Source organism: Nocardia rhizosphaerihabitans (assembly GCF_014646295.1).
Classification (GTDB): Bacteria; Actinomycetota; Actinomycetes; order Mycobacteriales; family Mycobacteriaceae; genus Nocardia; species Nocardia rhizosphaerihabitans.
Genome location: NZ_BMNE01000003.1, coordinates 893,128 through 908,444, shown reverse-complemented (window position 1 = coordinate 908,444; position 15,317 = coordinate 893,128). Strand labels below are relative to the sequence as shown.

The 15,317-nt window shown below is 68.0% G+C and carries 15 protein-coding genes and 1 riboswitch; of the genes, 8 read left to right on the top strand and 7 right to left on the bottom strand.

Annotation, left to right across the window (positions count from 1 at the left end; genetic code table 11):
- Positions 1-58: 58 nt before the first annotated feature.
- Both IEY60_RS17055 and IEY60_RS17050 read right to left on the bottom strand, forming a co-directional pair.
- A complete protein-coding gene (locus IEY60_RS17055; protein WP_189029151.1) occupies positions 59-1,168 on the bottom strand; it encodes an NAD(P)H-dependent amine dehydrogenase family protein in 1,110 nt (369 codons plus the stop codon).
- Positions 1,169-1,178: 10 nt separating this feature from the next.
- Positions 1,179-1,970 (bottom strand): SDR family oxidoreductase, encoded by a 792-nt coding sequence (locus IEY60_RS17050; RefSeq protein WP_189029148.1) that lies wholly within the window; start codon positions 1,968-1,970, stop codon positions 1,179-1,181.
- 88 nt (positions 1,971-2,058) lie between these two features.
- Between IEY60_RS17050 and IEY60_RS17045 the strand changes: the two genes are divergently transcribed.
- Positions 2,059-2,937, top strand: coding sequence for a helix-turn-helix domain-containing protein (locus IEY60_RS17045; RefSeq protein ID WP_189029146.1), 879 nt, complete (start codon positions 2,059-2,061; stop codon positions 2,935-2,937).
- Positions 2,938-2,953: 16 nt separating this feature from the next.
- Here the strand turns inward: IEY60_RS17045 and IEY60_RS17040 are convergent, their stop codons facing one another.
- On the bottom strand, positions 2,954-3,553 hold the full coding sequence (locus tag IEY60_RS17040; RefSeq protein ID WP_189029144.1) for a TetR/AcrR family transcriptional regulator: 600 nt from the start codon (positions 3,551-3,553) through the stop codon (positions 2,954-2,956).
- 146 nt (positions 3,554-3,699) lie between these two features.
- Here IEY60_RS17040 and IEY60_RS17035 point away from each other — a divergent pair, with 146 nt between their 5' ends.
- The 6 genes from IEY60_RS17035 to IEY60_RS17010 are packed head-to-tail and all read left to right on the top strand — an operon-like array spanning position 3,700 to position 10,382.
- Positions 3,700-5,082, top strand: coding sequence for a flavin-containing monooxygenase (locus tag IEY60_RS17035; protein ID WP_189029142.1), 1,383 nt, complete (start codon positions 3,700-3,702; stop codon positions 5,080-5,082).
- Positions 5,083-5,116: 34 nt separating this feature from the next.
- On the top strand, positions 5,117-6,361 hold the full coding sequence (locus tag IEY60_RS17030) for an NADH:flavin oxidoreductase/NADH oxidase family protein (RefSeq protein ID WP_189029140.1): 1,245 nt from the start codon (positions 5,117-5,119) through the stop codon (positions 6,359-6,361).
- A 16-nt stretch (positions 6,362-6,377) separates the two neighbouring features.
- Complete coding sequence (locus IEY60_RS17025) at positions 6,378-7,178, top strand: SDR family NAD(P)-dependent oxidoreductase (RefSeq protein WP_189029138.1); 801 nt, start codon at positions 6,378-6,380, stop codon at positions 7,176-7,178.
- A gap of 2 nt (positions 7,179-7,180) precedes the next feature.
- The gene (locus tag IEY60_RS17020; RefSeq protein WP_189029136.1) at positions 7,181-7,960 is read left to right on the top strand and encodes an acetoacetate decarboxylase family protein; all 780 of its coding nucleotides are present in this window, start codon (positions 7,181-7,183) and stop codon (positions 7,958-7,960) included.
- Between the two features lie 37 nt (positions 7,961-7,997).
- Positions 7,998-9,122 (top strand): MBL fold metallo-hydrolase, encoded by a 1,125-nt coding sequence (locus tag IEY60_RS17015; protein WP_229739898.1) that lies wholly within the window; start codon positions 7,998-8,000, stop codon positions 9,120-9,122.
- Positions 9,123-9,137: 15 nt separating this feature from the next.
- Positions 9,138-10,382, top strand: a complete 1,245-nt coding sequence (locus tag IEY60_RS17010; RefSeq protein ID WP_189029134.1) for a cytochrome P450 — start codon at positions 9,138-9,140, stop codon at positions 10,380-10,382.
- Positions 10,383-10,452: 70 nt separating this feature from the next.
- Here IEY60_RS17010 and IEY60_RS17005 read toward each other — a convergent pair whose 3' ends face one another.
- Complete coding sequence (locus IEY60_RS17005) at positions 10,453-10,767, bottom strand: DMT family transporter (protein ID WP_189029131.1); 315 nt, start codon at positions 10,765-10,767, stop codon at positions 10,453-10,455.
- 10 nt (positions 10,768-10,777) lie between these two features.
- Positions 10,778-10,844: riboswitch (guanidine-III (ykkC-III) riboswitch) on the bottom strand.
- Between the two features lie 62 nt (positions 10,845-10,906).
- The gene (locus tag IEY60_RS17000; RefSeq protein WP_189029129.1) at positions 10,907-11,602 is read right to left on the bottom strand and encodes an LmeA family phospholipid-binding protein; all 696 of its coding nucleotides are present in this window, start codon (positions 11,600-11,602) and stop codon (positions 10,907-10,909) included.
- Positions 11,603-11,763: 161 nt separating this feature from the next.
- Between IEY60_RS17000 and IEY60_RS16995 the strand changes: the two genes are divergently transcribed.
- Entirely contained in the window at positions 11,764-12,081 is a 318-nt protein-coding gene (locus tag IEY60_RS16995) for a hypothetical protein (protein WP_189029491.1), read from the top strand.
- A 60-nt stretch (positions 12,082-12,141) separates the two neighbouring features.
- On the opposite strand, the gene IEY60_RS16990 is transcribed toward IEY60_RS16995, so the two are convergent.
- Both IEY60_RS16990 and rph read right to left on the bottom strand, forming a co-directional pair.
- A complete protein-coding gene (locus tag IEY60_RS16990; protein WP_189029127.1) occupies positions 12,142-12,513 on the bottom strand; it encodes a hypothetical protein in 372 nt (123 codons plus the stop codon).
- 30 nt (positions 12,514-12,543) lie between these two features.
- Positions 12,544-15,192 carry a rifamycin-inactivating phosphotransferase gene (gene rph / locus IEY60_RS16985; RefSeq protein WP_189029125.1) on the bottom strand — a complete coding sequence of 883 codons (2,649 nt, stop codon included), beginning with the start codon at positions 15,190-15,192 and terminating at the stop codon, positions 12,544-12,546.
- Positions 15,193-15,317: the final 125 nt, after the last annotated feature.

Genomic DNA, 15,317 nt, shown 5'->3' with positions numbered 1-15,317 from the left:
CAGCTGTTTTCCGAAGGTATCAGGGATGTGCAACGACGCAGTGACATGGAGTTGCTGTTCATTTCCTCGGCTGCGAACCTCCCTCGCGAGATCTGGCCGGATCCGCCAGGCCGGCGCCGGTGACGAGGGGAAGGTCGAGCGTCGTCCGGATGCCCGGCGGGGCGGCGACGACGGCGGGGATGGCGTTGACCAGACGCATGGCGGTGCCGACGAGGCTGGCATGGTTGTGATCGCCATTGTCGCTGAACATGGCCAGGTCCAGTGTGTAGTGCGGCTCGCCGGTGATCTCGACGCGATAGGAACCGCCGGTGCGGGCGGGCTGCGGCCAGTCGGGGGCGAGGTCGGCACGCAGGCGGGTGACGTGCTCGAGCACGGTCACGGCCCGGTCTCCGACCATGCCCCGCACTTCGAAACGCAGGGCGGCTGCGGTGCCCGCGGCGATGGTGCCCGAGTCGATGTCGAATGTCTCCGGCGCAGGCAGTCGCTCGAAACTCTGTGTGACACTGTCGAGTTCGATGTCGAGTCCAGTCGCGAGCTGGCGCACCACGCTGCCCCACGCCAGCGACAGCACCCCGGGTTGCAGCAGCAGGGGAGTCTCGTCCATCGGGCGACCGAAGCCCATGATGTCGAACATGACCGCCGGATTGTCGTAGGTCGAGTAGTCGACGATCTCGAGGCAGCGGACCTGGTCGACGTAACGGCAGGTGCCCAGCAATGCCAGCGGCAACAGATCATTGGCGAAACCGGGATCGATGCCGTTGACGAACAGCGAGGAATTGCCCTGCGCCGCCGCTTCTTCCACCGGTTCGAGAAGATTCTCGGGAAGAACCTCCCACGGGTACTGGAGGAACACCGGTGCGCTGGCCACCACATTGATACCGGCGGCGAGCAGCATGCGCAGGTCGGCCAGCGCCTCCATCAGCCGGTTGTCGGTCATGGCGGTATAGACCACGCAGTCCGGACGCAGCGCCAGGATTTCCGCGGTATCGGTGGTGGCGTGCACGCCGGTCGGCGTGGATGTTCCGGCGAGGTCGGCAGCGTCGCGGCCGGCTTTGGCGGGCCCGGAGACATGCACGCCGACGAGATCGAGCCGAGGATCGGCCAGCACCCCCGCCAGGGCGTGCCGTCCGACATTGCCTGTGCCCCAATGCACTACGCGGTGAACCATGGTGTCGTCCTCACAGATCGGAAAGGGGGATGGCGAGATTGGGCGCGATGAGCCCGCCGTCGACCTCGAGCACCTTCCCGGTGAGGAAAGAACCCGCGGGGGAGGCGAGAAACAGTGCGGCCGTGGCGATATCGGTCGGCTCGCCGAGGCGCTGCAGCGGGGTCGCCCGCTCCATCTCGGCGCGCATCTGCTCATTGCCTGCGACGATTTCCAGCGCCGAGGTCAGAATCGACCCCGGTGCGATGGCATTGACCCGGATCCGTGGGCTCAGATCCATCGCGGCACTGCGGGTGTAATGCGCCAGGGCCGCCTTGGCGGTGGCGTACGCGGCGAAAGCGCGGCCCGGCAGCCTGCCCATCGTCGAGGTGATGTTGATGATCGATCCGCTGCCCGCTGTCGCGAGCATCTTCGGCACCGCGGCCCGCACCAGGGCGTGCGCTGTGCCGACGTTGAACGCGAAGGCTTCGGCGAGGTCGTCGGGGGAGGTGTCCAGCAGCGGCCTCGGCAGCGCCCCACCCACGTTGTTGACGACGATGTCCAGGCGGCCGAACCGCTCGACCGCGGCCCCGGCCAGCGCGGTGACCGCGTCCGGATCGGCGAGGTCGGCCACCACGACGAGCGCCTGCCGACCGGTCGCCTCCACCTGCTCGGCGACCTGCCGCAGATCGGCCTCGGTGCGCGCGGCGATCACCACGTCGGCGCCTGCCTCGGCGAAACCGGTGGCTATCGCGGCGCCGAGGCCGCGTCCCGCGCCGGTCACGACGGCTACCCGGCCGTCCAGCCGGAAGTGGTCGAGAATCATGCTCACCCCTTGTGTCGAGTATTCGACTAATATGTGGCGAATAGTCGAAGCAGTGTAGGGCGGGCCGCACCCGCAGACAAGGGGCGTCATGCCGGAATCCGCCTCGCCTCCGACGCGCCGGGTCATCGAGGTGATGGAGCTGCTGACCCGCAGCGACCGAGCGCTGACCGCATCGGAGATCGCGGCCGCGCTCTCGCTCGCCCGCGCGACCATCACCGCAGTACTCACCGAACTCACCGACGCGGGCTGGGTGCACCGCGACCGCGATCGCCGTTTCGGCCCCGGCCCCGCGCTCGCCGCGCTGTCCACCGCCGACCCCGAGAGCCCGAATGCCGCGGTGAGTGCCGAGCTGAGAGCACTGGCCGTGGCCGCACAGTGCGGCGTGACGCTGAGCCGAATCGCCGACGGCCGGCTCACCGTGGTGGCCAAGGAGTATGCGCTGGGCGCGCGCATCGTCCCCGGACTCGCTGTGGGACAGTCCATTCCACTGGCCTATCCGGCGGGCGCTGCGGTGATGCCGTGGCGGGGCGAGTCCGAACGCAGCGCGTGGCTGGCGACAGCGACCGGTCCGGCGCGGCGGAGCGCTCCCGCGCTGTTGCGGTTCGTCAGCACCCACGGCTGCGCGGTGTTCCGCCCGGACTCCGACGACGCCGGTCTGGTGGACGTGCTCGCGGAACTGCTCGGTGCGGTGGGGTCCGAGGTGGTCCAGCCGGAACTACGCGCGCGGGTACTTCGCCAGCTGGCGCGTCTCACCGCGCGCCCCTATCGCGAAGCCGACCTCACCAGCGCGGAGTCGCTGCCCGTCAGCTACCTGTCGGCACCGGTGTTCGACAGCTCCGCGGCGCCCTACGAGGTCCAGATCGGTCCGCTGCGCTCCGCGGTCAGCCACACCGACCGTGCGCGGTATGTCGAAACCATCCGGCAGGGTGCGGAAGCAATTTCCATGGCTTACGAGCGGCGCGGGTAGCGGTACAGGTCGGTCATCAGGGCGTTTTCCGGTCGTGGAAAGCGGGGAGGGCAGGGATGAGGGTGTCGGCGTAGGCGCGAATCCGTTGTGGCGGGAAGGCTTCGGGATCGGCCAGGACCAGGCGGCCCGCTTCCCAGAACAGCGCGTACAGGGTGCGGGCGGTGAGTTCGACATCGAGGGTCGGGAGCCGTTCGGGTGGGCACGACTCCCGGACGAAGGTGGCGAGTGCGGCGATGAAGGCCTGCCGTCCCCGCTCCAGTCGACCGCGGAAGGTGGGGGTGCTGGCGTCCGCGATGAGGAAGATGGCGCGCCAGCGATCGGGTGCGGCCTGCACGGCGGCGAGGAAGTATTCGAGACTCTCCGAGGTCGCCGCGACCGGATCACCGGCGGCGGCCAGCGGCACGACCTCGGCCATCTGCGCCAGCGCCGCGGTTTCCTCCCGATCGAGTGAGGCGCGCAGCAACTGGTCGGAATCGTCGAACAATCCGTAGACGACGGGGCGGCTGACGTCGGCTTCCTTGGCGACGGTGTCGATGGACACCTTGTGCACGCCCTGCTCGACGATGACGCGCAAGACCGCGTCGAGCAGTTGTTCGCGCCGCTGTTCGGGTGCCATTCGCGGTGCGTAGGCGCGGTTTCGCCGTTCGGCCATGGTCGCGGTCCGCCTTTCCGTTTCGGGGGCCTGCTTGACATTCGGCAGTTCCACCGCAAATACTACACATAATGTAGCTACAGAGAGTGTAGCTTTCTTCGGAGGTGGCAATGACCCGTCGGTACTGCATCATCGGGGCCGGTTACACCGGATTGGCGGTGGCGAAGGCCTACACGGATCTGGGTTTGGACTATGACCATGTCGAGGCCACGGCGGCAATCGGTGGCAACTGGTCGCATGGGGTGTACGACTCCACGTACCTGATCAGTTCCAAGGGCGTCACCGAATACCCGGACTACCCGATGCCGGAGGGCTACCCGGACTTCCCCAGCGCGGCGCAGATGCGCGACTACCTGCGCAGCTTCGCAGCCGAGTTCGGACTGGACCACCGCATCGAGTTCGACACCCTGGTGACCGATGTCGCGCCGCTCGACGAGGCCGGCCTGGCCGGCTGGCGGGTCGAATTCGCCGATGGCACGGCACGTGAGTACGACGGTGTCGTGGTCGCCAACGGCCACTACTGGGATGTCGACATCCCGTCCTATCCGGGCGAATTCACCGGCAAACAGATCCACTCCAAGGACTACAAGCGCCCCGCCGACCTCGACGGCCCGCGCGTCCTCGTGGTCGGCGCGGGCAACTCCGGCTGCGACCTGGCTGTCGAGGCCGCAGTGACCTTCGGCAACGCCGAGATCTCGCTGCGCCGCAGCTACTGGTTCATCCCGAAATACGTCCTGGGGATTCCGAGCGGAAACTTCGATGTCGGTTCGGTGCCGGTGCCGCGGCTGGTGCAGGAAGCCATCTTCCGGTCGCTCGTCACCATCGGCATGGGCAGGTACGAGAGCTTCGGACTGGCCAAGCCCCAGCACCGGATCTTCGATCAGGATCTCGTGGTCAACCAGCAGCTCCCGTATTTCCTCAAGCACGGCCGGATCACCGTCCGGCCGGAAATCGCGCGCTTCGACGGCCGCACCGTGCATTTCACCGACGGCACGAGCGCCGGCTACGACACCATCGTCTGGGCGACCGGGTTCAAGACCACCTTCCCGTTCTTGCGCGACGGTCTGCTCGAATGGCAGAACGGGCAACCACGACTGGTGTCGCACACCTTCGCGCCCGGCCTGGCGAACCTGTATTTCGCCGGGCTGGTCGCGCCGCGCTCGGGTGCGGGCATGTTGCTGATGAACAGCTCCCGGCTGCTCGCCGAGGCCGCACTGCTCCAGCAGCGGCTGCGCACGCCGGTCGGCGATCTCTACGCGCGGATCTCCGAGCCGTCCGCCGAAATCCTCGCGGGCGGACCGGAATTGCGTTGGGAGGTGTTGCGCGGCCGATGGCTGGTGCGCGCGCTGGACCGACTGCTGACGGCGCGCGCCCTGCTGCCGAGTCCCGCCGATCTCACCCGGGCGGTACCGCGGCCGACCGCGTCCGCCGAGATCGCGCCACGGCGTCGCCGGCTGCGCCCGATCCTTGCCGCCGCTCGGCTCATCGCCTGACCCCGAAACCATGACGCCACACCAGGAGTTCACCATGCCACCCAAGAATCGTTCGCCCCGCATCGTCGCGGTCGGCAGCCCGTTGACGCTGCCGTGCGGGGTGACCCTGCCCAACCGGATCGCCAAGGCCGCCATGAGCGAACAGCTCGGGGACATCACCGGCGCGCCCAGCGCGACGCTGACCCGGCTCTACAGCGCCTGGGGACGTGGCGGCGCGGGTCTGCTGATCACCGGCAATGTCATGATCGACCGCCGCGCCTACGTCGAGCCCCGCAACGTGACGCTCGAGGACGATCGCCATCTCGAGGCCGTCGCCAACTGGGCGCGAGCGGGATCCCGCGAAGGTTCGGTCATGGTCATGCAGATCAACCACCCCGGGCGGGTCGCGGTCGGACCACTGCACCGCCGCCCTGTCGGCCCCTCGGCGCTGCGGCCGCAGGCGCTCGGCTTCAACCTGCGCAAGCCACGTGCCCTGAGCCTCGACGACATCGCCGATCTGCGCCGCCGCTACACATGCACCGCCGAACTCGCGGTGGCAGCGGGCTTTTCCGGTGTGCAGGTGCACGCCGCCCACGGATATCTGCTGTCGCAGTTCCTCTCACCCGTCGCCAACCAGCGATCCGACCGCTACGGCGGTAGCCCCGAGAACCGTCGCCGGCTGCTGCTGGAAGTCGTGGCCGACGTGCGACAGGCGATCGGGCCAGAGGCCATTGTCTCGGTGAAGCTCAACTCGGCCGACTTCCAGCGCGGGGGATTGGCCGAAGCAGAATCCCTCGATGTCGCCCTCGCGCTCGAACAGGCAGGCATCGACCTGCTGGAGATCTCCGGCGGAAACTACGAAGCACCCGCCATGACCGGTGTCGTGCAAGACAGCACCCGGGAACGCGAAGCGTACTTCCTGCGCTACGCGCGAGAACTGCGAGCCCGCTCGGCGATGCCGCTCATGCTCACCGGCGGAATTCGCACCCGTGCCCTCATCGACGAGGTGCTCGCCGACGGCGCGGTCGACATGATCGGGCTGGGTCGCCCGTTCGCCGTGCGGCCCGACATCGCCGCGGACCTGCTGACAGGTGCCGGGCAACCGCAGCACCTGCCCACCGCACCGCGCATCCCCCTCGCGGCCGCCACTCCGGTCAATTCCTACCTCCAGCTCGCCTGGCACGCGGCGAATTTCCGGCGCATCGCAGCGGGGGACAAGCAGGTGACCGGCCCCGGCGCCGTCCGCACCCTCGCCACCGCGGGCACCACCGTGACCGCGCGCGCACTCACCCAGTTCTGACTTCCGAGGAGAACCCATGTCGCTACCCACCCCCACTGCGAGCACGAGGGCCGTCATCACCGGAGCGTCGTCCGGAATCGGAGCCGCACTCGCCGAAGGCCTCGCCCAGCGCGGATTTTCACTGATCCTGGTGGCGCGCCGGGAGGATCGGCTGCGCGAGCTGGCCGACCGGCTCGCGGCGCGCCACGGTGTCGAATCCGAGGTCCGCGCCGTCGACCTGGCCGACCGCGGCGAACGCGCGAAACTGTGCGACGAGCTCGCCGGACGCGACATCGCCGTGCTCTGCAACAACGCCGGATTCGCCACCTACGGTGAACTCGCCACCGCCGACCCGCTTCGTGAACGCAGACAGGTCGAGGTGAATACCGTTGCCGTGCACGACCTCACGCTCGCTGTGCTGCCCGGCATGGTCGAGCGCGGCACCGGCGCGATTCTCATCACCGGCTCCACCGCGGGCAATCAGCCCGGCCCGAACAACGCCACCTACGCCGCGTCCAAGGCTTTCGCCAACACCCTGGCCGAATCGCTGCACGGCGAGCTGGCCGGTTCCGGGGTGCAGTGCACGCTGCTCGCGCCCGGGCCGGTGCGCACCGAATACGCCGAGGTCGCCGAAGTTCCCGAGCTCGATCGCATGGTCCCCGCTCCGCTGTGGGTGAGCGCGGAACAGGCTGCGGCGCAGGCGATCGCGGGTATGGATGCGGGTAGGCGCCGGGTGGTGCCCGGTCTGTTCGCCAAAGTACAGACCGTCGGCGGCCAGTACACCCCGCGCGCGCTCGTCGGACCGCTGCTGCGCGCCGTCTACCGAAAGGTCAAGTAGCCATGGGCTGGGAACCCGCCCTCCGCACCGTCGGACGCTCCCTGAGCACCGACCTGCGCCGCGTGCTCACGATGGGTGACCCGCGCCGGAGCCTCTACCGCGACGCCCACTACTTCAGCGCGACCGTCGAGATCGATCCGGATCGGATGCGACAGTGGCTGCCCACTGGCGTCCGGTTGACCGAGCCCGCGCGCGCCGACCTGTTCACCGCGTTCTTTCCCGACAACAACTTCGAGTCGCAGCGCTACCACGAGGCCGGGCTGTTCGTGCACGTCAAAACCGTGCAGGGCACCGGAATCCATTGCCCCTGGATGATTCTCGACGACGATGTCGCGTTGATCATCGGCCGGGAACTACTCGGCTACCCGAAGAAACTGGGTCAGATCGACTGGACCGTCACCGATACCGAGATCCGCGCGGAGGCCACCCGCCGTGGGCACAAGCTGCTCAGCATGAGTGGCTCGCTCGGCGCGATCCTGACCGATCCACCGCCGATCCTGGCCCGCCCGCACCGCAATGTGGTCGGCCTCGCCGGTGTCTTCCCGTCCTGGCTGGTGGGTTTCACCCCGCGTGAGCGCGTTGTCGAGGTCCGCCGAATCGACGACTTCCAGCTGACGGTGCAGGGTTCCGAACGCGATCCCCTCGACCAGATGGGCATCGGCCGCGTGCTCGAAGCCAGGCTACATCGGGTCGACCTGCTCGGCGTGTGGGCGCCCCCGATCCCGCTCCGGCCACTCACCCCGCTCTTCACGGCCAGCCGCCTGCGGCCCCGGACCCTGTGATCGCCGCGTTCCCGACTGTTCCCACCAGGAGCCACACATGAGCATCGCCGACCGGCTCGCCACCGAGCCCCTCGCCATCCCACGGCCGGCCATCACCGCGCCGTTCGCTCGAATCGACACCTTCGACAAGGCGCTGACCGCCCCCGGCGGCTTCGGGCCGCGCCTTCGCGCCGCGCGCATCGCCGCACTGGAATTCCGCCGGGAGTTCGCCGCCACCGGCCGACCCGACTCGGTACGTACCTGCGACCTGATCTCACTGCCGTATCCCACCCGCTACGGACTGTTCCGGGCGGCCGTGAGCCCGGCGCCGTTCGTCACCATCAGCAACCGCATGCTGATCGTGCGCTGGACCGACTCCGACGGCACCCGGCGCACCCTGCTGTTCGAACCCAGCGATCACGAACTCGATTCCTACACGCCCTATTTCGCCGAACTCCAGCGGTACACGCCGGGTCCGGTGCGCAACCTGTTCGTCACCGAGCACTCCGATGTGCTCACCGCCTGTCGCCGCGCCGGGGTCGATCCGGCCGAGGTCGACTATCTCGCCTTCGACCACCTGCACACGCAAGACGTCCGGCGGTGGCTGGGCACCACCCGATCGCAGCCCGACATCAGCCCGAACGAGCCGGTGGTGGCAGCATTCCCGAACGCCAGGCTGCTCGCGCAACGGGATGAACTGGAAGCGATGGCGGATCTGCACCCATACCAGCGGCCCTGGTATCAGCCCACCACGTTCGTGGACCTACCGCAGGAGAAGATCGTGCCGCTGGACGGCAGCGTACTGCTCGGGCCCGGCGTCGCGCTGCTGTCCACACCCGGACACGCGATGGGCAATCAGTCTCTGGTGCTCAATACCGATACCGGGATCTGGGCGGTCAGCGAGAACGCGATCGCCACCGAATGCCTCACCCCGGAGAACTCCCGCATCCCAGGTCTGGCGCGGACGGCGAAGTCCTGGGGGCATGAGGTCGTGCTCAATGCGAACACCATCGAGACGACCTACGAGCAATACAACTCGATGGTCATCGAGAAGACCATCGTGGATGTGTCGCAGCAGGACTCGCGGTTCCTGCAGTTCTTCCCGTCCAGCGAGCTGACCGGTGCGCTGCTCAATCCCGGCACGGCACCCACGTTCAGCCACCGCGCGATCCGACACGACTGACCCAGGGCGGACTCCATGACCACCACGGCCGGCTCCGGCTTCTTCGCTCGACTGCTCGATCCAGCGCAGCGCAGCGATCCGTATCCGCTCTACGCCGACATGCGTGCGCACGGGCCGACCCGACTCGGCCGGACGCCGGTCGTGGTGCTGTCGTCCCACCGGGACTGTACGGCCGTGCTCCGGCACAAGTCGGCGAGTGTGGAACGCCACCACGCCTCGATTCCGCTGGGGCCCACTCCCGTTCACGATCTCGCCGGGGAGCACGCGGGTGCCCTGACCGGCACCGCGTCGATGCTGTTCCGGGACGCGCCCGACCACACCCGGCTACGTCGTCTGGTAGCCAAGGCGTTCACCCCTGCCGTGGTGCGCACCCTCGAACCGCGCATCACCGAGATCGCCGATGCCGCCCTCGACCGCGCGGCCGAACGCGGACACCTCGACATCGTCGCCGATCTCGCCTACCCACTGCCGATCACGGTCATCTGCGAACTGCTCGGCGTCCCACTCGACGACGAACCGCTGTTGCGGCAGTGGTCGATGCTGCTGGCGCGCAGCCTCGACCCGATCTCGGCGACTGTCACCGCAGGCCGCCCCGATCCCGCGCAGATCGCCGGCGCGAGCAACGAACTCCACGACTACTTCGAACAACTCGTCCGCCGTCGCACCCGATCAGGCGAGGATCTGGTGTCCGCATTGATCGCGGCGGAGGAATCCGACGACTCGCTCACCCACGACGAACTCATCTCGACCTGCGTCCTGCTGCTCATCGCCGGGCACGAAACGACAGTCAACCTGATCGCCAACACCACCCTTGCCCTGCTGCGCCATCGCCACCACCTCGCGATCCTCGGCGTCGCAGCGCCCTTCGCCGCGGCGGTGATCGAAGAGAGCCTGCGTTACGACCCGCCGGTGCAGCTGGTGCCGCGCATCGTCCGCGAACCCATCGAACTTCCCGAAATCGAGCTGGCGGCAGGTGATCTCGCGATCATGCTCATCGCCGCGGCCAACCACGACCCCGCGGTCTTCCCCGACCCGACCCGGTTCGACCCGGCCCGCGCCCACCGCCACCTCGCCTTCGGCCTCGGCCAGCACTTCTGCCTCGGCGCACCCTTGGCCCGCTTGGAAACCTCCGTCGCCATCACCCGATTCGCCCGCCGCGTCCACAACCCACGCCTGGCCGTCGACCCGCCGGTCTACCGAGACCACATCACCCTGCGCGGCCCGGCGGCCATGCCGGTCACATTCACCGATATCGCATAACCCGCCGACATGGGACAGGTCGGCCGGTGAGATCCGTGGTGACGGACCGGCTGGGGAGAGCAGATCGAGGTCAGTGCGCGAGTTTGAGTCCTACGACGCCGGCGACGATCATCGTCAGGAACACGATCTTCAGTACCGCGACGGGCTCGTCACCGGTGGCCATGGCGTAGGCCACGGTGAGGACCGCGCCGATCCCGACCCAGACCGCGTAGGCAGTGCCGACGGGAAGTTCGCGCATCGCGAAGGCCAGGCCGGCCATGCTGGCCGCCAGGGCGGTGAAGAACACCGCAGAGGGCCCCAGCCGGGTGAAACCTTCGGTCTTGCCCAGTGCGGTGGCCCACACGGCTTCCAGGAATCCGGACACGACGAGCAGAATCCACGACATGACAGCCCTCCTCGGGCCGTCTTGTCGCACTCCGGGTACGGCACCCCTCGTCCGGAAGCCCTCCTCCCGGGCTCGATTTCACTGTGGCACGCCCGCTACCGGGCGGCAAGCGATGGTGCCTGACCTCACCACCTCGTCGTCACGGCAGGTCGGCGAAGCGCACGTCCTCGGCCACGGCGGTCGCATGGAGGCCGTCGGCGCCCGGCTGGATGGCTGTCAAGCGTGCTCCGAGCGGCAGCCGCTGCAGCGGCACGACGAAGGTCAGGGTTCGGCGCAGCATCGTCAGCGAGAGTGTCGGTCCGCCGATAGCGGGCTGGACCGAGACCGGCGTGACCTCGATGCCGTCGTCGGTCGGTGCGACAGTGACGAAGACTGTCGCGGGCACCGCCATCCCGGCCACCGGGAAGGTCCCGGTGACGCGCAGCCCGTCCGGGCTGTCGGAGATCGATTCCACGCCCGACGGCGCGAATCCCCGCACGACGTCGTAGGGAACGACGGCCGTCGCCGTCGCCGTGGCCGCGACAAGGTTCGACGTGCGGTTGCCGAGCACGTCGCTCAGCGGCGCGGACACGTCGGTCAGCACGACATCGAGGTCGTGGACGGAAATGTTCTCCCCAGTCCAGTCACCGACCCGGATGTCGATTTCCGGATAGTTGCCGTCGGCGGCCTGGGTCAGAAACGGAAACCCGCGGATATCGACGTCCGGCCGGTGCGGAAGGTCGTACTCGGCCGCCACCTTGCGGCCGATCTCGTTCTGCACCAACACGACTGCGACCCGATCGCCGACGATCAGCCCGATCGCCGACACGACGATCAGTATCAGCACTGTGCGCATACGCTCACCCTCTCGGCCATCCCACCATCATGCTGTGCGTCGGGGCCTTGTGGGCGGCGGCAGGCGGGGTCCGGCCCGCTGGTTACCTTCGGCCAGAGTGGTTATGTCCGGTGTAACGGGCCCTCGCGGGCGCGATCGACTACAGGGACGAGAGAGTGACCATGCTTGTGCGAAAGACAGTCGTGGCGACGGGGTTGATTGTGGCCGTGCTCGGTGGGGCCGCGGGCTGCGGTGAGGTGGAGAAGGCGGTCAACAAGGGTGGTGACACCCGGTGTAGCGAGTACACCGCGCAGGACTCGGCCAAGAAGCACACGACGGTGACCAAGTTCCTCGAAGAGGAGCGCGGGGACGACGCGTCGATCGACCAGAACACCGTCGACCTGGCGGTCGCGGCCATCAACCTGATGTGCAGCGCCCAGGCGAATCCGGATACCCCGATCCGGGAAGCGGATCTGACCGGAGTACTGGTGCCGAAATAGAGCGCGAGCCCGCCTAGGACGTGCCTGAGCGGGCCCGATAGGACCTTGTCCGTTCCCGGTTCAGGTTGAATCCGGCGGTCGGCCTGTCTTCGTGTCCGGGTCGACCTGGTCGGCGCGCTCCCATTCCTTGTCCAGGTCGGCTCGCGACTCGGCCGCGTCGTTGCGGTGCACGTGAGCCTGCTGGGCAAGCTGGTCGGCCTGCGCGGCTTTGGCCTCGGCTTCGGCCTTGGCCGCGCGGCTCTTGGCGGCGATTTCCTCCGCCCGTGCCTGGCGCTGACCGACTTCGAATTCCTGTTCCGCCGCGCGGTCACGGATGCCCTCGGCCTCGGCCCGCTGATGTTCACGCTGTTTGCGCATCAGCAGCCACGCGCCGACGAGCACAACGATTACCGCCACGACGACGATGATCACGATCACACTGGTGGTGCTCATCCTTCTTCTCCTTGCACCCCTCCTCCAATCCTAACGCCGCTCGACCACCGCCGAACTGGGAAAATAGCCGCCGGCTGGGGCGGAGAGGATCTCGACGCATCCGTCCGTGCCGTTCACCCGGATGCGCTGCCCGTCGCGGATCAGTTCGGTGGCGTGCTCCACGCCGACGACGGCGGGCAGCCCGTATTCGCGGGCGATCACCGCACCATGGGTCATCAGGCCGCCGACTTCGGTCACCAGGCCCGCGATCGCGACGAACAGCGGGGTCCAGCTCGGATCGGTGTAGGCGGTGACCAGGATGTCGCCCGATTCGAGGTCGGCCTCGGCGATATCCGACACGACGCGGGCGCGACCCTCGATCGTCCCGGCGGACACCGCCATGCCGGGCAGCGCACTCGGTGGTAGATCGGCGCGCCGATACGACCCGGTCAAGGTCTCCCCGTCGGAGGTGAGCACCCGCGGCGGGGTGAGCGCCTGATACGCGCGGAACGCGTCCCTGCGTTCGTCGAGGAGCTCCGCACTCGCCCGATGGGTGCGGGTCACCTCACCGAGCTCGTCGAATGTCAGAAAGAAGAGGTCCTCGGGCTCGCGGAGTACTCCGGCCTCGACGAGACGCGCGGCTTCGCCCAGCAGGGCCTGCTTGTAGACGAAATAGCGGCTGACCATGCTGTATTTCGGATACTCCCGATAGCCGGAGAACGTGCGGACCCGATCGATCATCCGCTCGGTCTCTTCGGCCTTCCGGTCTCCGTCCGGCAGGGCGCGGAGTCGTTGCAGGAGCTGTTGTTTCGTCTGCTCGGCGTCGCGCAGTCCGTCCTCGAAGCGCTGTCTGCCCGCGCCGGGCCCGAAGTTCCTGATATTGCCGAGGATCGTCGGTACGAGTGTGGTGGGGCTTTCGCTCCAGCGTGGCCGGGTGATATCGATTTCGCCGACGCAGCGCATGCCGTATGCGTCGAGGAAGTCCTCGATCGCGGCGCGTGCCTGTGGACCGCCTCGGCGTTCAGCCAGGTCGTCCAAGAAGTCGCCCCCGGTCAGACCTTCCTTTTCGACCTGCTGCAGGTAGGCGACCGCCTCCGGATGCGGGCGGATCGCATCGGCGACGTCCAGCAGCGCGAAGCCCATCTCCGAGGTCACGTTCCCGGGAATCGACTGGGTGAGCGCATCGGCCGCGTTCTTCTCGCCCAGCCATTCCTGCAGCTGATCGTTGAGCCACCACGTGGCGTCCATGGCGGCCGTGATCACCTGTAACCCGCGCGGGGTGAACAGGACCCGCTGCAGCTCCTGGATATCGGCCAGGATGAAGTCGACCAGCGCCGGTCCGGACCGGGTCCGGATATCGCGTTTCAGGGTCGCGAGGGAGGACTCGCTGGTCGCGATCAGCTCGGCGACCAGGTCGGGATCGGCCTCGATCGGAGCAGGTGCGGCGGAGGCCGATGGTTGGGCGGAATCCTCGTCCGGGACCTGAGGGACGAAGTCACCGCGGTCGATCAGGGTCTGCAGCGCGTCCCCGATCAGCGGATCGGACTTGCCGAGCCCTTCGATCAGGCCCGCGCCTTTCGCTGGAGACGACAGCAGCGCGGTGACATCGACGAACAATCGTCCACCCGCGGTACGCATGGGCGCCCGGCTCGTCAGCTGCCACAACGAGATCCCCAGCGGCTTCATGGCATCGGTCATCATCTGCTGATGACCGACCGAAACGTAGACGCGATTCTCGTCGTCGGCGGCCGCGGGAATCGGGAACAGCGTGGTGATCGGCCTGCTCTGCACGATGCGGAAACCCTCGCTGTCCAGGCACCATTCGATGTCCTGGGGGCTGCCGAAATGCGCTTCGATGCGGCGGCCGAGCCGCGCAAGCTCGAGTACCTCGGCCTCGGACAGCACCGGATCGTTTCGGCGCTCCTCGGCGATCTCGCGCACCTGCGTTCCGCCGGTCGGCACCGGCTCGACGGCGAGCTTCTTGGTGGCGATCGTTGCGCCGATGATGTCGCCGTGGCGAACCCGGTAGACGTCGGCGTTCACGAGGCCGGAAACGAGCGCCTCACCGAGACCGAAGCCCGCGTCGATGGAAAGGACCGTCCGATCGGAGGTGACGGGGTCGGCCGTGACCAGGATGCCCGCGGCGCGGGGAAACACCATCCGCTGTACGACAACGGCCATCCGAATCATCCTGTGGTCGAACCCGTTTCGCAGACGATAGGTGACGGCTCGCTCGGTGAACAGCGAGCCCCAGCACCGGCTGACGTGCTCGAGGATCGCCTCCGGCCCCACGATGTTCAGCGCGGTGTCCTGCTGGCCTGCGAAGGACGCGGTAGGCAGATCCTCGGCCGTCGCACTGGAACGGACAGCGTAGGCGCCCTCCGCACCGAGCCGGGCGTGCGCGCCGATGATCTCGGCCGCCACATCATCGGGAATGACGAGCTCTTCGATCGTTCGTCGGATCTGCGCGCTCAGCACGCGGATGGCTTCGCGGTCCTCCGGTTCGAGACGGGACAGCTCGTCGAGCTGGTCGTCGAGCGACGCTGCCACGGTCCGCGCGTAGGCATCTGTCGTCACGCAGAACCCGTCCGGCACCTCGACACCGTCGATGCGCGACAGCTCACCGAGGTTCGCGCCCTTGCCGCCGACGATCGCGACCTGAGTCCGGTCGACCTCCCCGAAATCCCGCACATAGTCCATCCCCGCTACTCCTGACCTGGTGGTTTCGGTTTTCGCGAGCGATTATGGACCACAATTCGACGCCTCATGAGGGCCCGGAATCGTGTATACAGTAGAAGGGGGAAGGGAACGAAGCATCGCACGAT

Excerpts from the sequence above, each read along its gene's own strand:
- IEY60_RS17055 (WP_189029151.1), bottom strand. The coding sequence starts at position 1,168 with ATGGTTCACCGCGTAGTGCATTGGGGCACAGGCAATGTCGGACGGCAC.
- IEY60_RS17050 (WP_189029148.1), bottom strand. The coding sequence starts at position 1,970 with ATGATTCTCGACCACTTCCGGCTGGACGGCCGGGTAGCCGTCGTGACC.
- IEY60_RS17045 (WP_189029146.1), top strand. The coding sequence starts at position 2,059 with ATGCCGGAATCCGCCTCGCCTCCGACGCGCCGGGTCATCGAGGTGATG.
- IEY60_RS17040 (WP_189029144.1), bottom strand. The coding sequence starts at position 3,553 with ATGGCACCCGAACAGCGGCGCGAACAACTGCTCGACGCGGTCTTGCGC.
- IEY60_RS17035 (WP_189029142.1), top strand. The coding sequence starts at position 3,700 with ATGACCCGTCGGTACTGCATCATCGGGGCCGGTTACACCGGATTGGCG.
- IEY60_RS17030 (WP_189029140.1), top strand. The coding sequence starts at position 5,117 with ATGCCACCCAAGAATCGTTCGCCCCGCATCGTCGCGGTCGGCAGCCCG.
- IEY60_RS17025 (WP_189029138.1), top strand. The coding sequence starts at position 6,378 with ATGTCGCTACCCACCCCCACTGCGAGCACGAGGGCCGTCATCACCGGA.
- IEY60_RS17020 (WP_189029136.1), top strand. The coding sequence starts at position 7,181 with ATGGGCTGGGAACCCGCCCTCCGCACCGTCGGACGCTCCCTGAGCACC.
- IEY60_RS17015 (WP_229739898.1), top strand. The coding sequence starts at position 7,998 with ATGAGCATCGCCGACCGGCTCGCCACCGAGCCCCTCGCCATCCCACGG.
- IEY60_RS17010 (WP_189029134.1), top strand. The coding sequence starts at position 9,138 with ATGACCACCACGGCCGGCTCCGGCTTCTTCGCTCGACTGCTCGATCCA.
- IEY60_RS17005 (WP_189029131.1), bottom strand. The coding sequence starts at position 10,767 with ATGTCGTGGATTCTGCTCGTCGTGTCCGGATTCCTGGAAGCCGTGTGG.
- IEY60_RS17000 (WP_189029129.1), bottom strand. The coding sequence starts at position 11,602 with ATGCGCACAGTGCTGATACTGATCGTCGTGTCGGCGATCGGGCTGATC.
- IEY60_RS16995 (WP_189029491.1), top strand. The coding sequence starts at position 11,764 with ATGCTTGTGCGAAAGACAGTCGTGGCGACGGGGTTGATTGTGGCCGTG.
- IEY60_RS16990 (WP_189029127.1), bottom strand. The coding sequence starts at position 12,513 with ATGAGCACCACCAGTGTGATCGTGATCATCGTCGTCGTGGCGGTAATC.
- rph (WP_189029125.1), bottom strand. The coding sequence starts at position 15,192 with ATGGACTATGTGCGGGATTTCGGGGAGGTCGACCGGACTCAGGTCGCG.